This is a genomic window from Streptomyces sp. NPDC001717, assembly GCF_042892775.1.
Lineage (GTDB): Bacteria > Actinomycetota > Actinomycetes > Streptomycetales > Streptomycetaceae > Streptomyces.
Window position 1 is genome coordinate 185,610 of sequence record NZ_JBIAUK010000014.1, and the last position, 26,016, is coordinate 211,625.

Here is a 26,016-nt window from a genome sequence, read left to right on the forward strand (position 1 = left end):
AGCGCTGACAACGACGACCGAGGGCCCGTACCGGTGGTGGTACGGGCCCTCGGTCGTTCTCAGCCGAGGCGCGGGTCGCGCGGGGGCTGTTGCTGCTGGGGGTTCTGCGGCGGGTGCGGCTGCTGCGGCGCCGGGGGCTGCTGCCAGGGCTGGCCGGGCTGCGGGTAGGGCCGGCCGTAGGGCGGCTGGGGCTGCGGCTGCGGCGGCTGCTGCTGGTACTGGGGCTGGCCCTGAGGCCGGCCGTACGGGGGCTGCTGGTGCGGCTGGGGCTGGTGCGGCTGCTGGGCACCCCAGTGGCCGTGGGCCGTCTGCTGCTGGGCCCGTACGAAGTCCTCCGCCACGAGCGCGGAGAGGTTGAAGTACGCCTCGCGCGTCTTGGGTCGCATCATGTCGAGGTCGACTTCCGCGCCGGCCGCGAGGTGCTCGTCGAACGGCACCACGACGACCCCGCGGCAGCGGGTCTCGAAGTGCTGGACGATGTCCTCGATCTTGATCATCTTGGCCGTTTCCCGGACCCCCGAGATGACGGTGATGGAGCGCGAGACGAGATCGGCGTAACCGTGGGCGGAGAGCCAGTCGAGGGTGGTGCTGGCGCTGCTCGCGCCGTCCACCGACGGGGTCGAGATGATGATCAGCTGATCGGCCAGGTCCAGGACCCCGCGCATGGCGGAGTAGAGGAGCCCGGTGCCCGAGTCGGTCAGGATGATCGGGTACTGGCGGCCCAGCGTCTCGATGACGCGGCGGTAGTCCTCGTCGTTGAAGGTCGTCGAGACGGCCGGGTCGACGTCGTTGGCGATGATCTCCAGACCGGAGGGCGCCTGCGAGGTGAACCGGCGGATGTCCATGTACGAGTTCAGGTACGGGATCGCCTGGACCAGGTCCCGGATCGTGGCGCCGGTCTCGCGGCGGACGCGGCGCCCGAGGGTGCCGGCGTCGGGGTTCGCGTCGATGGCCAGGATCTTGTCCTGGCGCTCGGTGGCGAGGGTGGCGCCGAGGGCGGTGGTGGTCGTGGTCTTGCCGACGCCGCCCTTGAGGCTGATGACGGCGATGCGGTAGCAGGACATCACCGGGGTGCGGATCAGCTCCAGCTTGCGCCGACGCTCTGCTTCGGCCGCCTTGCCGCCGAAGCGGAAACGGCCCCCGGCGGCGGCGTTGTTGTTGCTCTTCGGCTTCTGCTTGTTGCGCAGCAGCCGGTCGGACGACAGCTCGACGGCGGCGGTGTAGCCGAGCGGCGCCCCGCCGGTGGTCGGACCGGAGGCGTAGCGGGGGTCCTGCGGCTGCGGCGGCAACTGGTGCTGCGGCGCGGGCCACTGGCCGCCGGAGCGGGGGTCGTACTGCGGGGTCGGCTGCGGTGCGGGGGCCTGGGGCTGAGCCTGGGGCTGGGGCTGCGGTGCCTGAGGCGGCTGGGGCTGCGGCGGGGCGAAGGAATATCCACCGTCCTCGGCGCCGAAGGCGGGGGGCTGCGGCGGCAGTTCACCGGCCGGGCCGTCCCCGGGAGCGGCCGACAGTACGGGAACCCCGTCGGCCGGGGTGTCGTGGCGCCCGCTGAGCGCTTCGGTGGGCGCGGTGGGCGCGTCGGGCGAGACCGCGAAGCCGCCCGCCGGCGGCAGCGCCGGTGCCGGGGCCGGGAACGGCGGGAGCGCCTCGGCCGGGGCGGTGGGAGCGTCGGGCGAGGGAGCAGCGCCGACGGGAGCCGCCGGAAGGCCCGGCGCCGGAACGGGGAACGGCGGAAGCGGCTCGCCCGGGGGAGTGAACGGCGCGACACCGGCGTCGACCGCCGGAGGCAGTGCCAGGGCGGCGGGGGCGGGCATGTCCCCGCCGGGGCCGGACGAGGGGGCGGCGTCGAGCGCGGGCGTACCGCCGACGGGGGTCGACGACGGCGCCGGCGCGGGGAGGGCCGGGGCCGCGTCCCGTCCGGGTGCGTCGGCGACCGGGGCCGACGCGGGCGCCGGGTACGGCGGGACCGCGTCGAGCGCGGGCGCGCCGCCGACGGGAGCCGAAGGGAACGCCGGTACGGGGTAGGGCGGGGCCGCGTCCGGGCCGGGTTCGCCGGAGACCGGGGGGGACGGCGGCGCCGGGTGGGGCGGGGTCATGTCGGACCCGGGCGCGCCGGCCACGGGGTTCGAGGGGAACGCCGGCGCCGGGTACGGCGGCGCGGAGTCGGGCATGCCGCCGGTCGGGTTCGGGGGGAACGCGGGCGCCGCGACGGGTGCGCCGCCGGTCGGGTTGGACGGGAAGGCGGGCGCCCCGTCGGGCGTGCCGCCGGTCGGGTTCGAGGGGAAGGCCGGGATTTCGGCGGGTGCGCCGCCCGCGGGGAACGCCGGGGCAGCGGCGGGTGCGCCGCCCGTGGGGAAGGCCGGGGCCGGGTAGGGCGGGAGGGCCTCCGACGGGGCGGTGGGGGCCTCCGGCGCCGGAGGCGTGCCGACAGGAGCAGCCGACGGTCCGGCCGTCCCGTCCGGCGACGGCCGCTGGGCCGGCGGGCCCACCCGCATCGTCCGGGGCGAGTCGAGCTCCGACGGGCGGTGGGGCTCGAAGCCGCTGCCCTCGGGCAGCCCCGGCACCGCGGCCGGGCTCGCGCCCTGCGTGTACCAGGCGGGCGGGGTGTAGTCGATGGTGAACTCGCCCGTCATCTCGGGCTCCGCGTCGGACTGATCGTCCGTCGGGACGTCCCACGTCCCGCCGCGCCTCTCGTTCCGATCGCCGCTCACTGGTCCTCCTGGTCTGTCGAACACTGGTCCGGCGCCCACCTCGACGCGCGCCCGCGCCCAGCCTAATCGCGGCCCGCCGCCCGTGTCCGCCCCCGTCTACCCCGCCCCGCGCGCCCGTGCGCGGGGCGGGGCGCCACCCTCCCCGGTCGGCCGAAGGCCAACCGGGCCCGGTCGATGGTCAGTCGACCGTCAGTCGATGCGCCGGGCCGTCCCCAGCAGGCCCGTCTCCGCTTCCGTCCCCTGGGTCATGACGAACTGCCGGTCCCGTGGCGTGCACCACAGCGTCACCCCGTCACCCAGCGTCGGCAGCGAATCCACCGCCCGCCGTGACAGGTTCATCAGCCTCCCGACCTGCTCCGCCTCGTCCGGCGACACCCGCTGCACGCCCACCAGCGCGGACTGCTGCAGCAGTCGCGGCGCCGTCGGGCTCAGATACGGCAGCAGGGTCAGCACCGACTGCCAGGGCCCGGCCACCACGCGCCCGCGCGGCGGCCGCATCCCGCAGTCGCGGATCACCAGCACCGGGCTGCCCGCGGACGCGCCCTGCGGCGGGACCCGGCCCACCTCGTGCAGGGTCACGCACTGCTGCCCGCCACCCGCCGCCTGGGCCAACCCGGACCACACCTGCGCGCGCCCGGTCTCCACCGCGACCCGCGCACCCGTGGCCGCCGCGCGCAGCGCCAGCACCTGCGCCGTCCACAGACCGCCGATCAGCGTCACCTCGTACGGCGTCGGCCGGTTGATGCCGAGCACCGCCGGCCTGCCCTCGGCGTCCACGCCGATGACGACCCCGTCGTCCCCGACCGGCAGCGCCAGCGCGTCCAGATCCGAGGCCGACACCACGTGCCGCTCCCGGCGCGGGCCGACCAGCCCGAAGCCACCCCTCATCGGGCCCCTCCCAGCGGAAGCGAAGCCAACAGCCCCGGCACCTGTTCCCGGTCGAGACGCACGAGCCCGGCCTTCACACCGCGCGCCGTCCGCTCCAACTCGCGCCGCGCCGCCACCAGTTCCTCGTCACTGCGCCCCGTCACCCGAACGTGTCCCGTCAGGGTGACGCCCTGTCGCTCGGCGGAGGACATCGTGAGGCTGAAGTTGGTCGCCAGCGCGGGCAGCGAGGTCAGCAGCGCCACGAACTGCGGCAGTGCCGCCCCCGAGCCGCCCAGCAGCGGCCAGCGCGCGATCCAGTACGTCGTGTGCCGCCGGTCGTCGCAGCGCCAGGTCCGCGGGGTCTCCTCGGTGCGCCGCCCCGTACTGGCGGACCGGCCCGCCTGGGTGATCGCCATCGGGTTCGCGCACGAGGAGGTGGCCAGCGCCGCCGTCAACTCCTGCTCGGTCAGCACGGTGGCCTTGAACCCGGCGCCGGTCAGCCGGCTCGCCAACTGGTCCGCCGCCCGCACCACGCACCGCTGCGCGCCCGCCAGCCCACCGCCGCGCGCGGTGACCGCCTCGGGGCACAGCTCCGGATCGAGTTTGAGGGCGATCCACGTCAGGCGCACCGCCGGCGTGCCGGTACGGGCCTGCAGCGGGGCGTAGTTGCGCGTGGCCATCGACTGGGCCGGCAGGTGCGGGGCGGGGGCCGGCTGGGTGTGCTGCACCAGCTGCGCGGACTCCAGCCGGATGCCGTCCACTTCGAGGATGTCCCGCACGAGTCCCAGCGGCAGCGGCCGCTCCGACCGGTCGGGCCGCAGCGCGGTGGCGTCCGTGTCCACCTGGACGACCGCGGTCAGGAAGGTGCCGTCGCCGACCATCCCGACGGGCCGCCGGTCGCGGTCGCCGAAGGCGAGCGTCCGCAGCGCCGGATCCGCCTCGACGAGCGGCGCCAGGCCGGGCTCGGTACCGGCGGGCACCGCCAGGGAAGCGGAGCGCCGCTTGCGCGCGCGCAGCGCGAGGGCGCCGCCGAGCCACTCCGGCAGGGACCGCTGGTGACGGCGTACGACCGCGAGCACCACCAGGGCGAGCGCGAGGACACCGGCGGGGACCAGCAGCACCGGATCCACCACCCACGCCACCAGCAGGGCGGCCGCGGCGGCCTGGAGGAGTACGAGCTGTTGCAGTCGGAACGGGCCGAAGCGGCCGGGGCTCGACTTCGGATGCGGCGCCACTGCGCCCCGTACGGGTGCGTCCGTGCCAGTCCGTGGCCGCGTCGCGGTGGCCATCACTCGCGCAGCTCCCCTTTCCGGGGCCGGGCCCCATGAATTCCGGCCCTGCGCGGCACCTGCCGCCCGACCACCGGAATCTCCCCAATCCACCCCAACGAGCCCTGATGCCCCGATGATCCTGAATGCTGCGGTCCGGAAGGCGCCGAGCGGCTGCCTCACCCTACCCGGCCCCTGCATACGGTCCGTCAAGAGGCATAGTAGGTGCCCGGTCCGACTATCGAGGCCCGGGGACGGGGGCACCGCCCAGCGGTAGCTGGGGGAGTCTCACCGGCCGGGCCGTGCGGGGAGAAGCAAGCGGTCATGGCATCACGACGTGATGAGCTCAACGCGTACACCTTTGCGAAGCGGCGCACGGTGGCCGCGTTCCTCCAGCCTTCCGCCACGGGAACCGAGGAGGGCGCACCGCGCCCGCTGCGCGCCGTGCTGCCGGGGCTGATCACGGGGGCGCTGGTGATCGCGGGCTTCGGCGCGTGGGGCATGTTCAAGCCGACCGCCCCCAAGGGGTGGGACGCTCCCGGGGTCCAGGTCATCGTCGGCAAGGAGTCGACGACGCGGTACGTGGTCCTGACGACGAAGGTGGACGGCAAGGAGCAGAAGAGGCTGCACCCGGTGCTGAACCTCGCATCGGCCCGACTCCTGCTCGAACCGGCCAAGTCCGGCAAGGTCGTCACCGTCGCCGACAGCGTCCTCGACGGCGGCAAGGTTCCGCGCGGACCCATCATCGGCATCCCCTACGCCCCCGACCGGCTTCCCTCCAAGGACGACGCCGGCAAGGCCAAGCGGTGGGCCGTCTGCCAGCAGCCGGGCGGCAACGGCAAGGGCGTGCAGACGGCGACCTTCGTCCTCGCCGACCGCGAGGCCGCCCGCATGGACGACCAGCGCAAGCTCACCGACGCCCAGGTGCTGTACGTGCAGAGCACCGGCGCGGGCAAGGAGCGCTACCTCGTCGACGGTTCGGGCACGAAGTACAAGTTCCCGGAGGGGACTCCTGCCGCCGGGACGATGACCAACGCCCTGGTCGGTACCAGTGCGACCCCGCAGCAGGTCACCGAGCAGTGGCTGGCCACCCTCAACTCCGGCGACGACCTGGCCTTCCCGCAGCTGCCCGCGAAGGCCGCGACCAACGCCGACGTCAAGGGCCTGGGCGCCGCCGACAACAAGGTCGGCATGGTGCTCACGGCACAGACCGGCGCGGGCACCCAGAACTACGTGGTGCTGCCGGGGAAGGTCGCGCCGGTCTCCGAGTTCGTCGCGTGGCTGCTGATCTCGGCCCCCGCCACCGACGGCCTCAACATGCACGGCAAGGCCCGCGAGGTCGACCTGCAGACGCTGCACCCGGAGGCGACCTGGTTCTCGAACGACGCCAAGTGGCCGCAGAAGAAGTCCGAGCGGATCAACGACACGGCCCAGGCCGCGGGCGGCCAGCCGGCGGGCTCCGCCCACGGCGGCCGCGACACCGTCTGCAACGTCCTGCACTCCGTCGACGCCCAGGGCGCCCAGACCCTGAGCACGTGGGCGGGCACCGCGTTCCCCGTCGACATCACGGCCAGCGGCACCAGCTCCTACGTCACCCCCGGCTCCGGACTGCTCTACACCCAGGTCCAGGGCAAGCAGACCACCGCGGGCGGCACCCTCTTCCTCGTCACCGACACCGGCCTGCGCTACGCCGTGCAGGCCAACGGCGACAGCGACAGCGAGACGTCGAAGATCGGCGCCGCCGACCCGCAGGCGAAGGGCTCCACGGACGTCCGCCCCGAGGCCAGCCAGGCACAGATCCGGCTCGGCTACGGGAGCGTGACCCCGTCCCTGGTGCCCATCGCATGGTCGGAGTTCCTCTCCAAGGGGCCGCGCCTGGACACCAACTCCGCCCGCCAGCCGCAGGGTTCGTGAGGAGACCGTCGATGCCGCCGAAGCCCCAGCCCCGCAGCCGCAGTCGCCGTCACATCCGTGACCGCCGCGCGCGACTCCTCACCGCCTCCCTCGTCCTCCTCGGCGCCTGCGCCACGCCGGCCGCGGCCGCGCCCCACCCTCCGTACGCCTTCCGCCTCGACGGATCCGGCGAGTGCACCTTCCCCATGAAGAAGCAGATCGCCGACCGCCCCTGGGCCCTGCAGCGCCTGCTCCTCGACGAGCTCTGGGCGCAGACCAAGGGCAAGGACAAGAAAGGCAACAGCGTCCGGGTCGCCGTCATCGACACCGGAGTGGACAAGGCGAACCCGCAACTCGCCGACGCCGTCGACGCCGGCGCCGGCAAGGACTTCCTCGACCCGAAGGGCAACGGCACCACCGACACCGTCGGCCACGGCACCAAGGTCGCCGGACTGATCGCGGCCCGCAAGCAGGAGGGCACCGGTTTCGTCGGCCTGGCCCCGGAGGCCACGATCATCCCGATCCGGCAGAACGACGGTCAGGGCAAGGGCGACGCCCTGTCCCTGAGCCAGGCCATCGACCACGCCGTGGCCAAGGGCGCCCAGGTCATCAACATCTCGCAGGACACCGACGTCCCGATGCCCCCCGACTCCGAGCTCGGCAAGGCGGTCAAGCGGGCCATCGACGCCAAGGTCGTCGTCGTGGCCTCCGCCGGCAACGACGGCATGAGCGGCGAGAAGCGCAAGACCTACCCGGCCGCCTTCCCCGACGTGCTCGCCGTCGGCGCCTCCGACCGCAACAACGAGCGCTCCGCCTTCTCCCAGCCCGGCGACTTCATCGGCGTCGCGGCCCCCGGCGTCGACATGGTCTCCACCGTCCCCGGCTTCGGCCAGTGCATCGACAACGGCACCAGCTTCTCCGCCCCGTACGTCGCCGGGGTCGCGGCCCTGCTGCGCGCCAAGCACGAGGACTGGAGCGTGCAGCAGATCGTCTGGCAGATCCAGAACACCGCCGAACGTTCCGTCAAGGGACGTGACGACTATGTCGGTTGGGGCGTCGTCGACCCGGTGCGCGCCCTCACCCAGGACCGAGAGCCGCCCAAGGCCCCCGTCCCCGACCCCGGACCACCGCCCGCCGCCGCCCCGGAGGCGGCCGAGCTGCCGCCGGCCGAGACGCCGCAGGAGCGCCAGGAGCGCCTGGGCACGTACGCTCTCGGCATCGGCGCCGTCCTCATCGCCGTCATCGCGGGCACCGCGACCGTCGCACGGGACACAAGGAACCGCAGACGCCGTTTGCAGTGAACGGTCACGGTTCATCAACAGAAGCGGACCGCTGGTGTTGGGCAGGGCAGCCGAACTGACTAGAGTGACAACAGGCTTCACGACTGTGATCGGGGGATTCTCGTGAAGCGGAGGGGGATCTCCAGAGCGTGTGGCCGAAATCCGCGCCGGAAGTGTCCGCTCCGCCACGTAATCCGCCGTTCCTGCCGGCGAATTGAGAAGTGAGGAGCTTCGGATGAGCAACAATTTCGGACTTGCAGACGATCCCATCGTCCAGGCCAAGAACAAGATCTCCGAAACGGCCGATGCCGTCACCACCCAGGCCCGTGAGCTGGCCGACATCCTCGCCACCGTGAGCGCGGGCTGGACCGGTGTGGGTGCCCAGGGGTTCGTCAACGCCCAGACGGTGGTGAACGAGGACCACGACCAGATCCGTCGGCTGCTCGGCGTGCTGCACAACGCGGTCGCCCAGACCAAGAACCTGAGCAACGCCCAGGACGACGACGTGCGAGCGGCCTTCAACGCCGTCCAGTCCAACGCGGGCGGCAACACCTCGGGCCTCAACTCGATCTGACGCACGTCGTATTCCGGTAAGCCCCGCTCAGCGCTAAGGAGAAGAACATGGCTGCCACTGACGGCCACACCAAGGTCACATACGAGTCCGTCCAGCAGATGGCCAACCGCATCCGCACGGTCTCGAAGAAGATCGTCGACGACCTGGCCGCTATGGACCAGGCGCTCAAGGTCGTCACGGACACCTGGGACGGTGAGGCCCACGCCGCCTACGTCCAGCTCCAGGCCAAGTACAAGGGCCAGGCCGAGCACATGAAGAACCAGCTCGAGCAGGTCGCCCAGACCATCGAGCGCGGCAAGGACGACTACCGCGCCACCGACGTCAAGGCCTCGCGCCTGTTCACCGAGGCCTTCTGAGCCAGGTGTGCGAGAAGGGGCGCGCCCGCCCGGGGTGCGCCCCTTCCGCATGTCCGCGGCCGCTCAGGGGTGATGGCGGTCCAGGTCGAACTCGCCGTCCCGGGCGCCCAGTACGAAGGCCTCCCACTCGGCCGCCGTGTACCGCAGCACCGTCTCCCGGTCCAGCGAGGACCGCATGGCCACCGCGCCCTCGGGCAACCGGGCGATCTCGACCCGCTCCTCGTCCGGGCTGGTCCCGGGCGGGCCCTCCCACTCCACGCCGCTGATGTCGAGCGCGTACAGCTCGTCCTTCTCCTGCTGGGTGCCCATGTGCGGCCTTTCCCCTCGGTGGCGCGGTCTTCACCGCCGATTATCGGCGCTGCGCCGCCCGAGGGGACGGGTTTCCCCACATCACCGGCTCACATGCCCGGCATCCGCCCGAGCTGCACCAGCGACGTGCCCCGCCGGCGCGAGGCGTAGAAGGCCCGGCCCGGAGGCATCGGACGCGGCCGGACGTTGCCGACCAGGTCGCCCTCGGACGGGTCGCCGGACAGCAGGACGCCCTGCGCGCCGAGCTCCTTGATCCGCTGCATGAACGGGTCGTACAGGGAGCGCGAGGCACCCGCCGAGTTGCGCGCGATGACGAAGCGCACGCCCGTGTCCCGGGCGAAGGGCAGGAACTCCACCAGCGGCGCCAGCGGATTGCCCTGGCTCGTGGCCACCAGATCGAAGTCGTCGATGATGATGAAGACGTCCGGACCCGTCCACCAGCTGCGGTCCCGCAACTGCTGCGGAGTGACGTCGGTCGGCGGCTGCCGGCGCGAGAACACCCCGCCCAGCGCCTCCATGTGCATCTGCAGGGAGCTCGCCATCGGCGCGTACTCCAGCAGATGCTCCTCCGGCAGCGCCCCCAGCAGGCCCCGCCGGTAGTCGCCCACGACCAGACGGGCCTGGTCGGGGGTGTAGCGCTCGGCGATCTGCCGCGCGATGAGCCGCAGCAGGTTCGTCTTGCCCGACTCGCTCTCACCGAACACCAGCAGGAAGGGGTCGGACTCGAAGTCGACGAACACCGGCTCCAGATCGGTCTCGTCGATGCCGATCGCGATCCCGCGGCCCGGGTGCTCCCCGCCCTTGGGCAGCTGGTCGGCGTGGAGCAGCCGCGGCAGCAGCCGTACGCCGGGAGCCGCGGGCCCCGTCCAGTTCTGCTTGACGGCCTCCACGAAGGCCGCGGTGGCCTCCGACAGGTCGCCCGCGTCGTGCGAGCCGTCGATCCGCGGCAGCGCACCCAGGAAGTGCAGCTTCTCCGCCACCTGACCGCGGCCCGGCATCCCCGCGGGGACGTTCGCCGCGACCTTCCGGTCGAACTCGGAGTCCATGACGTCGCCGAGCCGCAGCTCCAGCCGGCTCAGCATCTGGTCCTTGAGCGCGGCCCGCACCTCCATGTACCGCGCCGCGGTGATCACCACGTGGATGCCGTAGCCCAGACCACGAGCCGCGATGTCGTTGACGACCTGCTCCAGGCCCTCGTACTCGCCCCGGAAGTTGCCCCAGCCGTCGATGACGAGGAAGACGTCGCCCCACGCCTCGCCCGGCAGGTCACCCGCCGCGCGCCGACGCCGGTAGGTGGTGATCGAGTCGATGTTGTTGGAGCGGAAGAACTCCTCGCGGCGGTTGAGGATGCCCGCCACCTCCGAGACCGTGCGCCGCACCCGCTCCGGATCCAGACGCGAGGCGATCCCACCCACGTGCGGCAGCTCGGCGACCGCCGACAGGCTGCCACCACCGAAGTCCAGTCCGTAGAACTGCACTTCGCGCGGGGTGTGCGTGAGCGCGAACGAGGAGATCAGCGTCCGCATCAGCGTCGACTTGCCCGACTGCGGACCGCCGACCACCATCATGTGGCCCGCCGCACCCGAGAAGTCCCGGTACAGCACCTCGCGCCGCTGCTCGAACGGCTTGTCGATGAGGCCCAGCGGGACGACCAGCCCGCCCGGGCGCGTGTACCCGTCCGCGTGCAGCCCGCGCTCCGCGCTCGGCGCGAGCGCCGGCAGCAGCTGGTCCAGCGGCGGCGCCTGGTCGAGCGGCGGCAGCCACACCTGGTGCGCCGGCACGCCCTGACCCTCCAGCCGGCCCACGATCACGTCCAGCACCGTGTCCGCGAGGGCGTCGTCCTCCCGCGAGGACTGCGCCGCCAGGTACGCCGGGTCCGGGGCCGCGTACACCACCGGCACCGGAGCCGCCGTGAACAGCGCGGGCCGCCGCTCCACCGGGAACAGGCCCACCGACAGGTCCGGCCCGCCCGAACGATAGGTGCCCGAGACGTACGCCGCCTTGAAACGCGTCATCTCGTCCGTACCGAACTTCAGGTAGCCCGAACCGGGCACCGACGGCAGGTGGTAGGCGTCCGGCACACCGATCGCGGTCCGCGACTCCGCCGCCGAGAAGGTCCGCAGACCGATCCGGTACGACAGGTACGTGTCCAGGCCGCGCAGCTTGCCCTCCTCCAGCCGCTGCGAGGCCAGCAGCAGGTGCACGCCCAGCGAACGGCCGATGCGGCCGATCTGGATGAACATGTCGATGAAGTCGGGCTTCGCCGTCAGCAGCTCGCTGAACTCGTCGATCACCAGCACCAGCGAGGCCAACGGCTCCAGCGGCGCGCCGGCCGCACGGGCCTTCTCGTAGTCGTGGATGTTCGCGTAGTTGCCCGCCGCGCGCAGCAGTTCCTGCCGGCGCTGCAGCTCACCGCGGATCGAGTCGCCCATGCGGTCCACGAGCGTGAGGTCGTCCGCCAGGTTGGTGATGACCGCCGCCACGTGCGGCATCTGCCCCATGCCCGTGAAGGTCGCACCACCCTTGAAGTCGGCCAGTACGAAGTTCAGCGTCTCCGAGGTGTGCGTGACGGCCAGACCCAGCACCAGCGTGCGCAGCAGCTCCGACTTGCCGGAACCGGTGGCGCCCACGCACAGGCCGTGCGGGCCCATGCCCTCCTGCGCCGCCTCCTTCAGGTCCAGCATGACCGGGGCGCCGTCCTCGCCGACACCGATCGGCACGCGCAGCCGTTCACCGGCCGACCGCGGCCGCCAGGTCCGCGCCACGTCGACGGAGGCGGCGTCGCCCAGGTTCAGCAGGTCGGTGAAGTCCAGGTTCGCCAACAGCGGCTCGTCCTCGTCCCCGCCACCGGTGCGCATCGGCGCGAGCTGCCGGGCCAGGGCCTCCGCAGCCGGCAGCGACAGGGTGTCCGGGACGCCTTCGTAGGCGACCCCGCCGCCCGATTCCAGTCGCAGCCGGCCCGGCCGCACCACGACCGACAGCCCGCCGCGCAACTCGTCCAGATCGCCGGGGACCACCTCGACGATGGTCACGCCCTGAAGGCCCTCGGCCGCGGCGAACACCGAATCCGGCGGCACCATCCCGCCGTCCAGCACCACCACCAGGTGCGGCTGGTCCAGCACCGGGGACACCTCGCGGCTGAACCGCGGCCGCCCCTCCAGCCGGGACCCCAGCAACCCCTCCAACTCGGCGAGGTCGTCGCCGAACAACCGCTTCGTACCGGCCCCGTCGACCTGACCCGGCACCTGCGTGTGCGGCAGCCACTTCGTCCAGTCCCACGCCGGCACCGCACCCGGGGACGCCACCACGGCCACCACCAGGTCCTCGGGGGAGTGCAACGTCGCCAGCTGCGCCACCAGCGCCCGCGCCGTACCGCGCGCCGACTCCGGCTCACCGGACACCGTCACGTGGTAGAAGGCCCGGATCGAGACCGCCACCGGCAGCCCGTCCAGCGAGGAGTGCACCTTCAGGAAGCGCTGCATCGCGCCCGCCGTCAACGGCTCCAGCTCGTCCACCGGGGCGGTGTCCGGCGCCACCAGCGGCGTCGCCAGCCGCTGCGCGCCGAGTCCGAGCCGGGCCTGCCCGAAGTCCGCGTCCCCGACCCGCCGTTCCCACAGCCGGGAGCCCTCCGCCACCACCGACCACAGCTGCTCGGGAGCCGGGTGCAGGTACAACTGCGCGTCACGCTGGGTCCGCGCGGTGCGACGCACCTGACGGCGGGTCTGCGCGAGGTACTTCAGGTAGTCCCGGCGCACATCGGCCATTTGCCCCTGCGTACCGCGCCGGTAGCGCACCAACTGGGCGACGATCATGCCCAGGGTGGACACCAGCATCAGCGTGCCCATGATCCGCATGATCGGATTCGGGGTCATGAAGAAGAACACGACCGACGAGCCCATGCCCAGCATCGGCAGGACCTGCATCAGCATGCCCTCTTGCTGACCGCGCGGGAGTTCCGGAGGGGCCTCCAGCCTCAGCTCGTCCGACGGGACTTCGGGCGGCAGGGACCGCGGCGGGCGTTTGACGACGATCTGGCTCACCGGAGCATCCCCTCGAAAACGGACGGGACGCCGCAACCGGCGCCCCCAAGTCCCGGGCGTGGAGGGGGTCTCCTCCGCGCGACCGTGATCCTACTTGCCGACAGTCCGCCATATGCCCGGTAGGGTGGCCCGCCTGGGCCCTGTCCGGGCGATCCCCGCGGGTCGGCCCGCGACGCCCGGCACGGGCACCTCGCTGCGTCGTCCCGTCGCGCACGTACCGTACGAGTACGAGCTGCGACGCCCCGCCGCGCGACGGACCGCGCCGGCGGCCGCGGGCCGACCCGCGGAGACCGCCCGTACGGGGCCCGGCATACGCATCCGCGAATCGTCCGCCGACGCGGGCACCGACAACGGGGGTCACACAGGTGAGTACGGCCGCAACGACGGGCTTCTGCAGGGTCACCGTCGTGGCCCCGGACAGCCGCATCGACGTCGCCCTCCCCGAGGACATCGCCGTCGCCGACGTCTACCCCGAACTGCTGCGCCTCACCGGTCAGACCCAGCCCGTGGGCGCCCCCACCGGCTTCCACCTCGTGCGACGCTCCGGCACCGTCCTCGACGGCGCGCGGACCCTCGCCGCCCAGCAGGTCCTCGACGGCGAGGTGCTCAGCCTGCGCCCCTTCGCCGAGTCCCTGCCGCCGGCCGTCTTCGACGACGTCTCCGACGCCGTCGCCTCCGCCGTCGTGCGCGACCGGCACCGCTGGAGCGACGACATGCTGCGCGGCGCGGGCCTGGCCGGTGCCGGCGTGCTCCTCGTGATGCTGGGCTTCGTCCTCTGGTACGCCGACCCGATCCGCCACGACATGCACGGACTGCCCGGCATCATCGCCGGCGCCGTCGGCCTCCTGCTCACCGCCCTGGCCGGGGTCCGCGCACGCGTCTACCGCGACCGGGGCTCCGCCGTCGCGCTCGGCCTCAGCTCCCTCCCGCTCCTGCTGATCGCCGGCTCCGGGATCATCGCCCCCGCCGCCGGTGAGGGACCCGGCCGCCTCCAGTTCCTCCTCGGCTGCGTCTGCGTCCTCGTCGCCTCGGTCGCCCTCGTCGCGCTCACCCCCAGCGGGGACGCCCCCTTCGTCGCGGCCACCTTCGTGGCCGCCACCGGCACCCTCGCCACCTTCGCCGCCATCGCCACCGAGGCCTCCGCCACCTACACCGCGGCCGCCTGCGCCCCCGTCGCCATCGGCCTCGTCGCCTTCCTGCCCAGCCTCTCCGCCCGCGTCGCCCGGCTGCCCATCGGCTACGCCGCGCCGCAGAGCGCCACCGACGAGTACGTCGACTACGCGGGGACCCCGGACCGCTACGACACCGAGCCGTACGGTGACCAGTCCGCCGCCGACGGCTCCGACCAGGGCGCCCCGCTCGACGCCGAGGCCATCGCCGCCCAAGCCCGCCGCGGCCACGAGATGCTGCTCGGTCTCGTCGCCGGCTGCGCCGCGGTCGCCGTCGGCTCCGCCGCCGTCCTCGGTTTCTCCGACAACACCTGGGGCCGCCTGCTGGCACTCGCCACCGGCCTCGCCATGCTGCTGCGCGCCCGGCTCTTCCGCTACACCTCGCAGGTGGTCTGCGCCCTGGCCGCCGGCCTGATCGCCATCGCGCTGCTGATCCTGGGCCTGGCCCTGCACCCGCCGGTCGAGCTCCTCGAAGCCCTGGCCAAGCAGGACCACAGCGGCATGGCCATCCGTACGATCTGGCTGACCGCCGCGGTCGCGGGCGGCGCGGCCCTCCTCGCGGGAATTGCGCTTGTCATCCCCCGCAAGGGCCTGTCACCCTTCTGGGGAAGGCTGCTCGACCTCACCGAGGCGGCGGTCCTGCTCAGCCTGGTCCCCCTGGCCCTGGCCGTGCTGGACGTCTACTCCCGGGCCCGCTCTCTCACCAGCTGAGACGTCGCGACCCGGCAGCCTGGTACGCTGTGTGACGGCCGTTTGTGTACGCGTCCCCCGGATTCCTCGACGAGAGGGTCTGTGGACTGCGCTCAGCGAGCCCCGCCTCCCGAGTTACGGAAGCTCCCCAGAGATTCAGACCTGGGGCACTCGGTGGCTACGAAGACCCATACGAGGAGTACGCGTGCCGCTCGACGCCGCTACGAAGAAGCAGATCATCGCAGAGTTTGGTGCCAAGGAGGGCGACACCGGCTCCCCCGAGGTCCAGGTCGCCATGCTGTCCCGCCGCATCTCGGACCTGACCGAGCACCTCAAGGCCCACAAGCACGACCACCACTCCCGTCGTGGTCTGCTGATCCTGGTCGGCCAGCGTCGCCGCCTGCTGCAGTACCTGGCCAAGAAGGACATCCAGCGCTTCCGTACGCTGGTCGAGCGCCTCGGCATCCGCCGCGGTGCGGCCGGCGCCAAGTAAAGCGTCGTGGAGGGAGCGGTTCCCACTTCCGGGGGCCGCTCCCTTTGCTGTACGTGCGCACCGGACCGGACCCTTTGTAGTCTGGAACGGACGCCGTGCGCGCCTGACGAAGACGCGCACAACTGAAGAGGAGGAGCGCCCTCCCTACGCCGCCGGTCCTCGGTAGTGGCACCCGGAATGCCCGCACGGGCGCCGGACCCGGGTGCTTCGATCGAAGACCGGCCTCAGGCCAGGCGCGCTTCTCCGCAACCGTCCACCGCCACACGGGCGGCGGACGGAGACGACGAAAATGGAGAAAACGCTAGTGGAGAACGAGACCCACTACGCCGAAGCCGTGATCGACAACGGTTCCTTCGGCACCCGCACCATCCGCTTCGAGACGGGCCGTCTGGCCCGCCAGGCCGCCGGCTCCGCCGTTGCCTACCTGGACGACGACACGATGGTGCTTTCCGCGACCACCGCGTCGAAGAAGCCCAAGGACCAGCTCGACTTCTTCCCCCTGACGGTGGACGTCGAGGAGCGCCAGTACGCGGCCGGCAAGATCCCCGGCTCGTTCTTCCGCCGTGAGGGCCGCCCCTCCGAGGACGCGATCCTCACCTGTCGCCTGATCGACCGCCCGCTGCGCCCCTCCTTCAAGAAGGGCCTGCGCAACGAGATCCAGGTCGTCGCCACGGTCATGGCGCTCAACCCCGACCACCTGTACGACGTCATCGCGATCAACGCCGCGTCCGCGTCCACGCAGCTGGCCGGCCTGCCCTTCTCCGGCCCGATCGGCGGCGTCCGCGTCGCGCTGATCCGCGGCCAGTGGGTTGCCTTCCCGACGCACACCGAGCTCGAGGACGCCGTCTTCGACATGGTCGTCGCCGGTCGCACCCTCGAGGACGGCGACGTCGCGATCATGATGGTCGAGGCCGAGGCCACCGAGCAGACCATCGCCCTCGTCAAGGGCGGCGCCGAGGCGCCGACCGAGGAGATCGTCGCCGCGGGCCTCGAGGCCGCGAAGCCGTTCATCAAGGTCCTCTGCAAGGCCCAGGCCGACCTGGCCGCCAAGGCCGCCAAGCCCGAGGGCGAGTTCCCGGTCTTCCTGGACTACCAGGACGACGTGTACGAGGCCCTCGCGGCCGCCGTCAAGGGCGAGCTCTCCCAGGCGCTGACCATCGCGGGCAAGCAGGACCGCGAGGCCGAGCTGGACCGCGTCAAGGAGATCGCCGCCGAGAAGCTCCTCCCGGCCTTCGAGGGTCGCGAGAAGGAGATCTCCGCCGCCTACCGCAGCCTGACCAAGGCCCTGGTGCGCGAGCGCGTCATCAAGGACAAGGTCCGCATCGACGGCCGCGGGATCACGGACATCCGTACCCTCGCCGCCGAGGTCGAGGCCATCCCGCGCGTGCACGGCTCGGCGCTGTTCGAGCGTGGCGAGACCCAGATCCTGGGCGTCACCACCCTCAACATGCTCCGCATGGAGCAGCAGCTGGACACCCTCTCCCCGGTGACCCGCAAGCGCTACATGCACAACTACAACTTCCCGCCGTACTCCGTCGGCGAGACCGGCCGCGTCGGTTCGCCGAAGCGCCGCGAGATCGGCCACGGCGCGCTCGCCGAGCGCGCGATCGTGCCGGTCCTGCCGACCCGCGAGGAGTTCCCCTACGCGATCCGCCAGGTGTCCGAGGCCCTCGGCTCCAACGGTTCGACGTCCATGGGCTCGGTCTGCGCCTCCACCATGTCGCTGCTGAACGCCGGTGTGCCGCTCAAGGCCCCCGTCGCCGGTATCGCCATGGGCCTGATCTCCCAGGAGATCGACGGCAAGACCCACTACGTCGCCCTCACCGACATCCTCGGTGCGGAGGACGCCTTCGGCGACATGGACTTCAAGGTCGCCGGCACCAAGGAGTTCGTCACCGCCCTCCAGCTCGACACCAAGCTGGACGGCATCCCGGCCTCCGTCCTGGCCGCGGCCCTCAAGCAGGCCCGCGACGCCCGCCTCCACATCCTCGACGTGATGATGGAAGCGATCGACACGCCGGACGAGATGTCCCCGAACGCCCCGCGGATCATCACCGTCAAGATCCCGGTGGACAAGATCGGTGAGGTCATCGGCCCCAAGGGCAAGATGATCAACCAGATCCAGGAGGACACCGGCGCCGAGATCACGATCGAGGACGACGGCACCATCTACATCGGTGCCGCCGACGGCCCGGCCGCCGAGGCCGCCCGCGCCACGATCAACGGCATCGCCAACCCGACCATGCCGGAGGTCGGCGAGCGCTACCTGGGTACGGTCGTCAAGACCACCACCTTCGGTGCGTTCGTGTCCCTGCTCCCGGGCAAGGACGGCCTGCTGCACATCTCGCAGATCCGCAAGCTCGCCGGTGGCAAGCGCGTGGAGAACGTCGAGGACGTGCTCGCGGTCGGCACCAAGGTCCAGGTGGAGATCGCCGAGATCGACCAGCGCGGCAAGCTCTCCCTGATCCCCGTGATCGACGGCGAGGCCGCCGGCGACGAGGCCGACAAGGACGACTCCGACAAGTGATGTCGCGTAGTTCCCGTGTGACGGCCCGCCCCTCTTCGGAGGGGCGGGCCGTCGCCCGTACCCAAACCCTCCTCAAGGGCAGCAACGGCATCGGCACCGTCCGACGCACCGTCCTCCCCGGCGGCCTGCGCGTCGTCACCGAGACGCTGCCCTCGGTCCGCTCCGCCACCTTCGGCATCTGGGCCCACGTGGGCTCCCGCGACGAGACCCCGTCGCTGGCCGGCAGCACGCACTACCTGGAGCACCTCCTCTTCAAGGGCACGCGACGACGCAGCGCCCTCGACATCTCCTCCGCGATCGACGCGGTCGGCGGCGAGATGAACGCCTTCACGGCGAAGGAGTACACCTGCTACTACGCACGGGTGCTCGACACCGACCTGCCGCTGGCGATCGACGTCGTCTGCGACATGCTCACCGGCTCGCTGATCCGCGAGGAGGACGTCGACGCCGAGCGCGGCGTGATCCTCGAAGAGATCGCGATGACCGAGGACGACCCGGGCGACTGCGTGCACGACCTGTTCGCGCACACCATGTACGGGGACACCCCCCTGGGCCGCCCCGTGCTCGGCACCGTCGACACGATCAACGCCCTCGGCGCCGACCGGATCCGCCGCTTCTACAAGAAGCACTACGACCCCCGCCACCTGGTGGTCGCCGCGGCCGGCAACGTCGACCACAACAAGGTCGTGCGTCAGGTCCGCGCGGCCTTCGAGCAGGCCGGCGCGCTGAAGCACACCGACGCCGAGCCGATCGGCCCGCGCGGCGGCACCAAGCGCATCCGCACCGCGGGCCGCGTCGACCTGGTCGGCCGCAAGACCGAGCAGGCCCACGTGGTCCTCGGCATGCCGGGTCTCGCCCGCACCGACGAGCGCCGCTGGGCGCTCGGCGTGCTGAACACGGCACTCGGCGGCGGCATGTCCTCCCGCCTCTTCCAGGAGGTGCGGGAGAAGCGCGGCCTGGCCTACAGCGTGTACTCGTACACCTCGGGCTTCGCCGACACGGGCCTCTTCGGCGTGTACGCGGGCTGCCGCCCCAACCAGGTCCACGACGTACTGCGGATCTGCCGCGACGAGCTCGACAAGGTGGCCTCCGAGGGCCTCGCCGACGACGAGATCAAGCGGGCGATAGGGCAGCTCTCGGGCTCGACCGTCCTCGGCCTGGAGGACACCGGCGCGATCATGAACCGCATCGGCAAGAGCGAGCTGTGCTGGGGCGACCAGATGTCGGTCGACGACATGCTGGCCCGCATCGCCGCGGTGACCCCGGACGACGTCCGTTCGGTCGCACAGGATGTACTGGCCCAGCGGCCCTCGCTCGCGGTGATCGGCCCCCTGAAGGAGAAGCAGGCGGCGCGCCTCGACGAAGCGGTCGCCTAGTTTCGTACGGATGCAAGGGAAGCAATATGAGCAAGCTGCGCGTGGCGGTCCTCGGGGCTCAGGGCCGGATCGGCTCCGAAGCGGTCAAGGCGGTCGAGGCCGCCGACGACATGGAGCTGGTGGCCGCCCTCGGCCGCGGCGACAAGCTGGAGACGCTGGCGGACGCCGGCGCCCAGGTCGCCGTCGAGCTGACCACCCCGGCCTCGGTCATGGGGAACCTGGACTTCCTCGTCCGCCACGGCATCCACGCGGTGGTGGGCACCACCGGCTGGACCGAGGACCGTCTCGCCCAGCTGAACACCTGGCTCGCCGGCTCCCCGGCGACCGGTGTGCTCATCGCCCCGAACTTCTCCATCGGTGCCGTCCTCACCATGAAGTTCGCCGCCCAGGCCGCCCGCTACTTCGAATCCGTCGAGGTCGTCGAGCTGCACCACCCGAACAAGGTCGACGCCCCCTCCGGCACCGCGACCCGTACGGCGCAGCTCATCGCGGCCGCCCGCGCCGAGGCCGGCCTCGGCGCCCAGCCCGACGCCACCGCCACCGCCCTCGACGGCGCGCGCGGCGCGGACGTCGACGGGGTACCGGTGCACGCCGTCCGCCTGCGGGGCCTGCTGGCCCACCAGGAGGTGCTCCTCGGCAGCGAGGGCGAGACCCTGACCATCCGTCACGACTCCCTGCACCACAGCAGCTTCATGCCGGGCATCCTGCTCGGCGCGCGCCGCGTGACGCAGACCCCGGGCCTCACCTTCGGCCTGGAAAACTTCCTCGACCTGGGCTGACCGGACTGATTTCACGATGCGCGCGAAGATCACGTACTTCCTCACGGCCGCCGTTCTGGTCGTCTACTTCGTCCTGGCCGGCAGCCGGGGCCTGATGCTGATCCGGCACGGCACCTGGATCACCGTCACCCTCGGGGCGGCCGTGTTGATCCTGCCGGTCATCGGCGTCTGGTTCCTCTGGAAGAACACGCAGTTCGTCACCAAGGCCAACCAGCTCGCGATCGAGCTGGAGGCCGAGGGCGGCCTGCCCGTCGACGAACTCGAACGGGACCAGTACGGCCGGATCCTGCGTGATTCCGCCGACGAGGTCTTCGCACGCCGCAAGGCCGAGACCGAGGACGAGCCGGGGGACTGGCGCAACTGGTTCCGGCTCGCCGTCGCCTACCGCGACGCCCGCGACACCCCGCGCGCCCGCACGGCGATGCAGCGCGCCATCGCCCTGCACGACAAGAAGCCCGTACAGGTCTGACCTGTACGGGCTTCCCGTCCGAGTTCGAAACACGCGGCCAACGAGGCGCGGCCAACGAGGCCTACGACGCCTCCGAGGTCACGCGGCCACGGGCCGGTACTCCTCGGCCCAGGCCCCGACCGTGTCGGCGGCCCGGTCGAAGGCCTCGGAGCGCGACAGGAAATCGGCGCTGTGGTCGGTCAGCAGCGCCGGCGGCTCCGCACCGTCGCGCACGGTCGCCGTCAGGGCCTGCCCCTGCACGGTCCTCGGCAGCCCGAGCCAGCGCACGGGCTGCTGCACCGTACGCAGCTCGACGATCTCGCTCCACGCGAGGGTGCGGCTCCCGAGGAACCCCACCCGGCGCAGCCCCGCACGGCTCACCCACACGCCCACCTGAAGCATCCGCAGCGCCGAACCGACCACCGAGAGGGCGGCGAGCAGGCACACGCCCGCCCCGGCCCACGCGCCGGCGAAGGCGACGATCATCGTGGCCAGCAGCATGAAGGCGGACAGCAGGAGCAGCACGGCGGAGATGGCCACCCGCCAGGGGCCCGGCCGGTAGGGCCGCCGCCAGCGGTCGTGGTCGACATGGGCCAGTACCGCGTCGTCGTCGTCCGCATCGGACACGCCGTCGGCCGTCAGGAAGGGCAGGGGCACGGCTGGACCTCACTCACATGCACGTTCGGTTGGGCTGTGCCCGTGAGGCTACCGCCCTTCGGACGCCTCCGACTGCTGCGACTTCTCGGGAGCCTTGCTCGGCTGGAGTGCCGGCATGCCGAAGAGCAGCGAGCCGACGAGCCCCGCCACCACGGTCAGACCGACCAGACTACGGGCGGCCAACTGGCTCTTGCTCAGACTCTCGCGCGGCGGCGGAGTGACGTTGCTGCGGAAACGGTCGGCCTCGGCGACGAAGGCGAACGGGACGGGTTCGCGCCGGCGAAACATCAGGGGCATCTCCTCGACAGTGGGTGGCGGGCGTTCTGCGGGTTCTCCTGGATAGACGTACGAGCCGGTCAATCGGTGCCGGATTTCGGGACATTCACCGGATTTGGTGTCGCCGCGTCAGCTGTCCGGGTGTCCGGCCCGCGTCCGCGCTTGCGCGGGCGTCGACGGGCTCCGACATAGAGTTGGGCGCGCCCCAGGAATGCGCGTTCGGAAGGACCCCGGTGAGCGAGACCCCCGCTTCAGACCTGAAACCCAGCTTCCGCAGCGATGTGACGGTGGAGCTGGTGAAGCACTCCGCCGCCGACTCCGACGTGCTGTGGGCCGCCCGGGTCTCCACCGCCGGCGAACAGTCCCTCGACGAGCTGCAGAAGGACCCGGAGCGCTCCAAGGGCCTCGTCAACTACCTGATGCGCGACCGCCACGGCAGCCCCTTCGAGCACAACTCGATGACCTTCTTCATCAGCGCCCCGATCTTCGTCTTCCGAGAGTTCATGCGTCACCGGGTGGGCTGGTCCTACAACGAGGAATCGGGCCGCTACAGGGAGCTGGAGCCCGTCTTCTACGTCCCGGACTCCGAGCGCAAGCTCGTCCAGGAGGGTCGCCCGGGCAGGTACGTCTTCGTCGAGGGCACCGAGGCGCAGCAGGAGCTGACCGCCCGGGTCATGGAGGACTCGTACGTCCATGCCTACGAGGCGTACCGGGAGATGCTGGCCGCCGGTGTCGCCCGCGAGGTGGCCCGTTCGGTCCTGCCGGTGGGTCTCTTCTCGTCGATGTACGCCACCTGCAACGCCCGCTCGCTGATGCACTTCCTCGGCCTGCGCACCCAGCACGAGCTGGCCACGGTGCCGTCCTTCCCGCAGAGGGAGATCGAGATGGTCGGCGAGAAGATGGAGCGGCACTGGGCGAAGCTCATGCCGCTCACGTACGCGGCCTTCAACGACAACGGCCGGGTTGCCCCGTAAGGTCTGCTTCGAGCCGCACGCACAGATGTGCTGCGGCAAGTCCGAAGTGTCCGTATTGCGACGTTTCGGAAAGTTCATCTAGGCTGATCAAACGGATCCGGCACTGCCTGAACCCCCGAGCAGGCAGTGCCGGGCTCCAACACCCTGTTGACGTCCCCCGAGGGGACACCGCGAGCGTGGCAGCGAGTAGCGTGTTACCCATGGCTCCGATCTCGACTCCGCAGACCCCCTTCGGGCGGGTCCTCACCGCCATGATCACGCCGTTTACGGCGAATGGCGACCTCGACCTCGACGGCGCGCAGCAGCTCGCCGTCCACTTGGTGGACGCAGGCAACGACGGCCTGATCATCAACGGCACCACCGGTGAGTCGCCGACCACCACCGACGCGGAGAAAAACGACCTCGTACGAGCCGTCCTCGAAGCCGTCGGAGACCGCGCCCACGTGGTCGCCGGCATCGGCACCAACGACACCCGCCACACCCTGGAACTGGCCCGCCAGGCCGAGCGCACGGGCGCCCACGGCCTGCTCGCCGTCACCCCGTACTACAGCAAGCCGCCGCAGGAGGGCCTCTTCCGGCACTTCACGGCGATCGCCGACGCCACCGAGCTGCCGGTCATGCTCTACGACATCCCCGGCCGCAGCGGTGTCCCGATCGAGACGGAAACCCTCGTCCGACTGGCCGAGCACCCCCGTATCGTGGCCAACAAGGACGCCAAGGGCGACCTCGGCAAGGCGAGCTGGGCCATCGCGCGGAGCGGCCTGGCCTGGTACTCGGGCGACGACATGCTGAACCTGCCCCTCCTGTCGGTGGGTGCGGTCGGCTTCGTCTCCGTGGTCGGCCACGTGGTCAGCCCCGACCTGCGCGCCATGCTGGAGGCCCACCTGGGCGGGGACGTCCAGAAGGCCGCCGAGATCCACCAGAAGCTGCTCCCGATCTTCACCGGCATGTTCCGCACCCAGGGCGTGATGACCACGAAGGCCGCACTGGCCCTGCAGGGCCTGCCCGCCGGCCCGCTGCGACTCCCGCTGATCGGGCTGACCGACGAAGAGACTGCTCAGCTCAAGATCGATCTTGCCGCGGGCGGGGTACAGCTCTGACAACAGACTTCACAACTGAATAGGCAAGACCAAAACACACAACAGCAAGTGCACGAATGACATGCGCGCCACGTGCCTTAAGGGGTACGTGGCGTGTGTGGTGAAGGAGAAACTTTTGAGCCATCCGCACCCTGAACTGGGCCCGCCGCCGAAGCTCCCCAAGGGCGGCCTCCGGGTCACCCCCCTGGGCGGTCTCGGTGAGATCGGCCGGAACATGACCGTCTTCGAGTTCGACGGCCGCCTGCTGATCGTCGACTGCGGCGTGCTCTTCCCCGAGGAGGAGCAGCCCGGCATCGACCTGATCCTTCCGGACTTCACGTCCATCCGGGATCGCCTCGACGACATCGAGGGCATCGTCCTCACGCACGGTCACGAAGACCACATCGGCGCCGTCCCGTACCTCCTCCGCGAGAAGCCGGACATCCCGCTGATCGGCTCCAAGCTGACGCTGGCCCTCATCGAGGCGAAGCTCCAGGAGCACCGCATCCGCCCCTACACCCTCGAGGTGAAGGAAGGCGAGCGCGAGGCCCTCGGCCCCTTCGACTGCGAGTTCATCGCGGTCAACCACTCCATCCCGGACGCCCTGGCCGTCGCGATCCGCACGCCCGCGGGCATGGTCGTCGCCACCGGCGACTTCAAGATGGACCAGCTCCCGCTGGACAGGCGCCTCACCGACCTGCACGCCTTCGCGCGTCTGAGCGAGGAGGGCATCGACCTCCTCCTCTCCGACTCGACGAACGCCGAGGTCCCGGGCTTCGTACCGCCCGAGCGCGAGATCTCCAACGTCCTGCGGAACGTCTTCGCGAACGCCCACAACCGGATCATCGTGGCCAGCTTCGCCAGCCACGTGCACCGCATCCAGCAGATCCTCGACGCCGCTCACGAGTACGGCCGCCGGGTCGCGTTCGTCGGCCGTTCGATGGTCCGCAACATGGGCATCGCCCGCGACCTCGGTTACCTGCGGGTCCCCGCCGGTCTCGTCGTGGACGTGAAGACCCTCGACGACCTGCCGGCCCACGAGGTCGTCCTGGTCTGCACGGGTTCCCAGGGCGAGCCGATGGCGGCCCTGTCCCGCATGGCGAACCGGGACCACCAGATCCGCATCGTCCCGGGTGACACGGTCATCCTCGCGTCGTCCCTGATCCCGGGCAACGAGAACGCGGTCTACCGCGTGATCAACGGCCTGACCCGCTGGGGCGCCAACGTCGTCCACAAGGGCAACGCCAAGGTCCACGTCTCGGGCCACGCCTCCGCCGGCGAGCTGCTGTACTTCTACAACATCTGCAAGCCGCGGAACCTGATGCCGGTCCACGGCGAATGGCGCCACCTGCGCGCCAACGCCGAGCTCGGTGCCATGACGGGTGTCCCGAAGGACCGCATCGTCATCGCCGAGGACGGCGTGGTCGTCGACCTGATCGACGGCAAGGCCCGGATCTCCGGCAAGGTCCAGGCCGGCTACGTGTACGTGGACGGCCTCTCGGTCGGCGACGTCACGGAGGTCCACCTCAAGGACCGCAAGATCCTCGGCGACGAGGGCATCATCTCGGTCTACGTCGTGGTGGACAGCACCACGGGCAAGGTCGTGAGCGGCCCGAACATCCAGGCCCGCGGCTCCGGTATCGAGGACTCCGCCTTCGCCCCGGTGGTCACCAAGATCGAAGAGGCCATCGCCCGCGCGGCCTCCGACGGAGTGGCCGAGCCGCACCAGATCCAGCAGCTCATCCGCCGCACGATGGGCAAGTGGGTCTCGGACAGCTACCGCCGCCGCCCGATGATCCTCCCCGTCGTCGTCGAGGTCTGACCCTCGCCGTAGCGACGTCACCGGAGCGGGGCAACCGGATTTGCATCCGGGGGCCCCGCTCCAGTACGTTTACGTCTCCACCCCGCGAGACAACCGGGCACACATGTGTGTCCGGTCGCGTCGTGCGGGCGGGTGGGAATCAAGACCAGGGAGACCTGATAAAGTCTGATCCACCCGAAAGGGAAAGGCCCTCCGAAGGCCATCGGAATTCCAATCCAGTCGGAAACGACACGGAAAAGAGTCTGATAGAGTCGGAACCGCCGGAAAGGGAAAGCGTGAAAGCGAAGAACCTGGAAAGCACCGAGGAAGTCGGACACAAAAGAGTCTGATAGAGTCGGAAACGCAAGACAGCAGAACAGAAGCCCGGAGGAAAGCCCGAGAGGGTGAGTACAAAGGAAGCGTCCGTTCCTTGAGAACTCAACAGCGTGCCA

At 71.2% G+C, this 26,016-nt stretch carries 20 protein-coding genes; 13 read left to right on the forward strand and 7 right to left on the reverse strand.

What is annotated here, in order from left to right; translation table 11 throughout:
* Positions 1-59 precede the first annotated feature (59 nt).
* The 3 genes from ACFYZL_RS23190 to eccE all read right to left on the reverse strand — a co-directional run bounded on the left by ACFYZL_RS23190 (position 60) and on the right by eccE (position 4,867).
* The gene (locus ACFYZL_RS23190) at positions 60-2,708 is read right to left on the reverse strand and encodes an SCO5717 family growth-regulating ATPase (protein ID WP_388681344.1); all 2,649 of its coding nucleotides are present in this window, start codon (positions 2,706-2,708) and stop codon (positions 60-62) included.
* Positions 2,709-2,897: 189 nt separating this feature from the next.
* Complete coding sequence (locus ACFYZL_RS23195) at positions 2,898-3,596, reverse strand: hypothetical protein (RefSeq protein WP_384748896.1); 699 nt, start codon at positions 3,594-3,596, stop codon at positions 2,898-2,900.
* The gene (gene eccE / locus ACFYZL_RS23200) at positions 3,593-4,867 is read right to left on the reverse strand and encodes a type VII secretion protein EccE (RefSeq protein WP_384748893.1); all 1,275 of its coding nucleotides are present in this window, start codon (positions 4,865-4,867) and stop codon (positions 3,593-3,595) included. Before eccE ends, ACFYZL_RS23195 begins: the two co-directional genes overlap by 4 nt.
* Positions 4,868-5,167: 300 nt before the next feature.
* Between eccE and eccB the strand changes: the two genes are divergently transcribed.
* The 4 genes from eccB (at position 5,168) to ACFYZL_RS23220 (ending at position 8,946) form a co-directional block, all read left to right on the forward strand.
* Entirely contained in the window at positions 5,168-6,757 is a 1,590-nt protein-coding gene (gene eccB / locus ACFYZL_RS23205; RefSeq protein ID WP_384748891.1) for a type VII secretion protein EccB, read from the forward strand.
* Positions 6,758-6,768: 11 nt separating this feature from the next.
* Positions 6,769-8,037, forward strand: coding sequence for a type VII secretion-associated serine protease mycosin (gene mycP, locus ACFYZL_RS23210; RefSeq protein ID WP_384748889.1), 1,269 nt, complete (start codon positions 6,769-6,771; stop codon positions 8,035-8,037).
* A gap of 214 nt (positions 8,038-8,251) precedes the next feature.
* A complete protein-coding gene (locus ACFYZL_RS23215) occupies positions 8,252-8,590 on the forward strand; it encodes a WXG100 family type VII secretion target (protein ID WP_384748886.1) in 339 nt (112 codons plus the stop codon).
* A 47-nt stretch (positions 8,591-8,637) separates the two neighbouring features.
* A complete protein-coding gene (locus ACFYZL_RS23220) occupies positions 8,638-8,946 on the forward strand; it encodes a WXG100 family type VII secretion target (RefSeq protein ID WP_384586892.1) in 309 nt (102 codons plus the stop codon).
* A 63-nt stretch (positions 8,947-9,009) separates the two neighbouring features.
* On the opposite strand, the gene ACFYZL_RS23225 is transcribed toward ACFYZL_RS23220, so the two are convergent.
* Both ACFYZL_RS23225 and eccCa read right to left on the reverse strand, forming a co-directional pair.
* On the reverse strand, positions 9,010-9,255 hold the full coding sequence (locus ACFYZL_RS23225; RefSeq protein WP_384586890.1) for a DUF397 domain-containing protein: 246 nt from the start codon (positions 9,253-9,255) through the stop codon (positions 9,010-9,012).
* Between the two features lie 89 nt (positions 9,256-9,344).
* Positions 9,345-13,295, reverse strand: a complete 3,951-nt coding sequence (eccCa, locus tag ACFYZL_RS23230; RefSeq protein WP_384748882.1) for a type VII secretion protein EccCa — start codon at positions 13,293-13,295, stop codon at positions 9,345-9,347.
* 365 nt (positions 13,296-13,660) lie between these two features.
* On the opposite strand from eccCa, the gene eccD reads away from it, so the two are divergent.
* The 6 genes from eccD to ACFYZL_RS23260 all read left to right on the forward strand — a co-directional run bounded on the left by eccD (position 13,661) and on the right by ACFYZL_RS23260 (position 20,798).
* Complete coding sequence (eccD, locus tag ACFYZL_RS23235) at positions 13,661-15,175, forward strand: type VII secretion integral membrane protein EccD (protein WP_384748880.1); 1,515 nt, start codon at positions 13,661-13,663, stop codon at positions 15,173-15,175.
* Between the two features lie 184 nt (positions 15,176-15,359).
* Positions 15,360-15,647: a 30S ribosomal protein S15 gene (gene rpsO, locus ACFYZL_RS23240; RefSeq protein WP_030227598.1), complete on the forward strand. Its 288-nt coding sequence runs from the start codon at positions 15,360-15,362 to the stop codon at positions 15,645-15,647.
* A gap of 304 nt (positions 15,648-15,951) precedes the next feature.
* Entirely contained in the window at positions 15,952-18,174 is a 2,223-nt protein-coding gene (locus ACFYZL_RS23245; protein ID WP_384748914.1) for a polyribonucleotide nucleotidyltransferase, read from the forward strand.
* Positions 18,171-19,550 (forward strand): M16 family metallopeptidase, encoded by a 1,380-nt coding sequence (locus tag ACFYZL_RS23250; protein ID WP_384748877.1) that lies wholly within the window; start codon positions 18,171-18,173, stop codon positions 19,548-19,550. The genes ACFYZL_RS23245 and ACFYZL_RS23250 overlap by 4 nt, the downstream gene beginning before the upstream one ends.
* 26 nt (positions 19,551-19,576) lie before the next feature.
* Positions 19,577-20,329: a 4-hydroxy-tetrahydrodipicolinate reductase gene (gene dapB, locus ACFYZL_RS23255; protein ID WP_384748874.1), complete on the forward strand. Its 753-nt coding sequence runs from the start codon at positions 19,577-19,579 to the stop codon at positions 20,327-20,329.
* A gap of 16 nt (positions 20,330-20,345) precedes the next feature.
* Positions 20,346-20,798, forward strand: coding sequence for a hypothetical protein (locus ACFYZL_RS23260; RefSeq protein ID WP_384748871.1), 453 nt, complete (start codon positions 20,346-20,348; stop codon positions 20,796-20,798).
* A 78-nt stretch (positions 20,799-20,876) separates the two neighbouring features.
* Here the strand turns inward: ACFYZL_RS23260 and ACFYZL_RS23265 are convergent, their stop codons facing one another.
* The gene (locus ACFYZL_RS23265) at positions 20,877-21,434 is read right to left on the reverse strand and encodes a PH domain-containing protein (RefSeq protein WP_384748868.1); all 558 of its coding nucleotides are present in this window, start codon (positions 21,432-21,434) and stop codon (positions 20,877-20,879) included.
* 48 nt (positions 21,435-21,482) lie between these two features.
* Positions 21,483-21,722, reverse strand: a complete 240-nt coding sequence (locus tag ACFYZL_RS23270) for a hypothetical protein (protein WP_329378611.1) — start codon at positions 21,720-21,722, stop codon at positions 21,483-21,485.
* A gap of 221 nt (positions 21,723-21,943) precedes the next feature.
* Here ACFYZL_RS23270 and thyX point away from each other — a divergent pair, with 221 nt between their 5' ends.
* The 3 genes from thyX (at position 21,944) to ACFYZL_RS23285 (ending at position 25,585) form a co-directional block, all read left to right on the forward strand.
* On the forward strand, positions 21,944-22,684 hold the full coding sequence (gene thyX, locus ACFYZL_RS23275; RefSeq protein WP_384748865.1) for an FAD-dependent thymidylate synthase: 741 nt from the start codon (positions 21,944-21,946) through the stop codon (positions 22,682-22,684).
* Positions 22,685-22,884: 200 nt separating this feature from the next.
* A complete protein-coding gene (gene dapA / locus ACFYZL_RS23280; RefSeq protein WP_384748862.1) occupies positions 22,885-23,784 on the forward strand; it encodes a 4-hydroxy-tetrahydrodipicolinate synthase in 900 nt (299 codons plus the stop codon).
* A gap of 115 nt (positions 23,785-23,899) precedes the next feature.
* Positions 23,900-25,585, forward strand: coding sequence for a ribonuclease J (locus ACFYZL_RS23285; RefSeq protein ID WP_384748860.1), 1,686 nt, complete (start codon positions 23,900-23,902; stop codon positions 25,583-25,585).
* Positions 25,586-26,016: the final 431 nt, after the last annotated feature.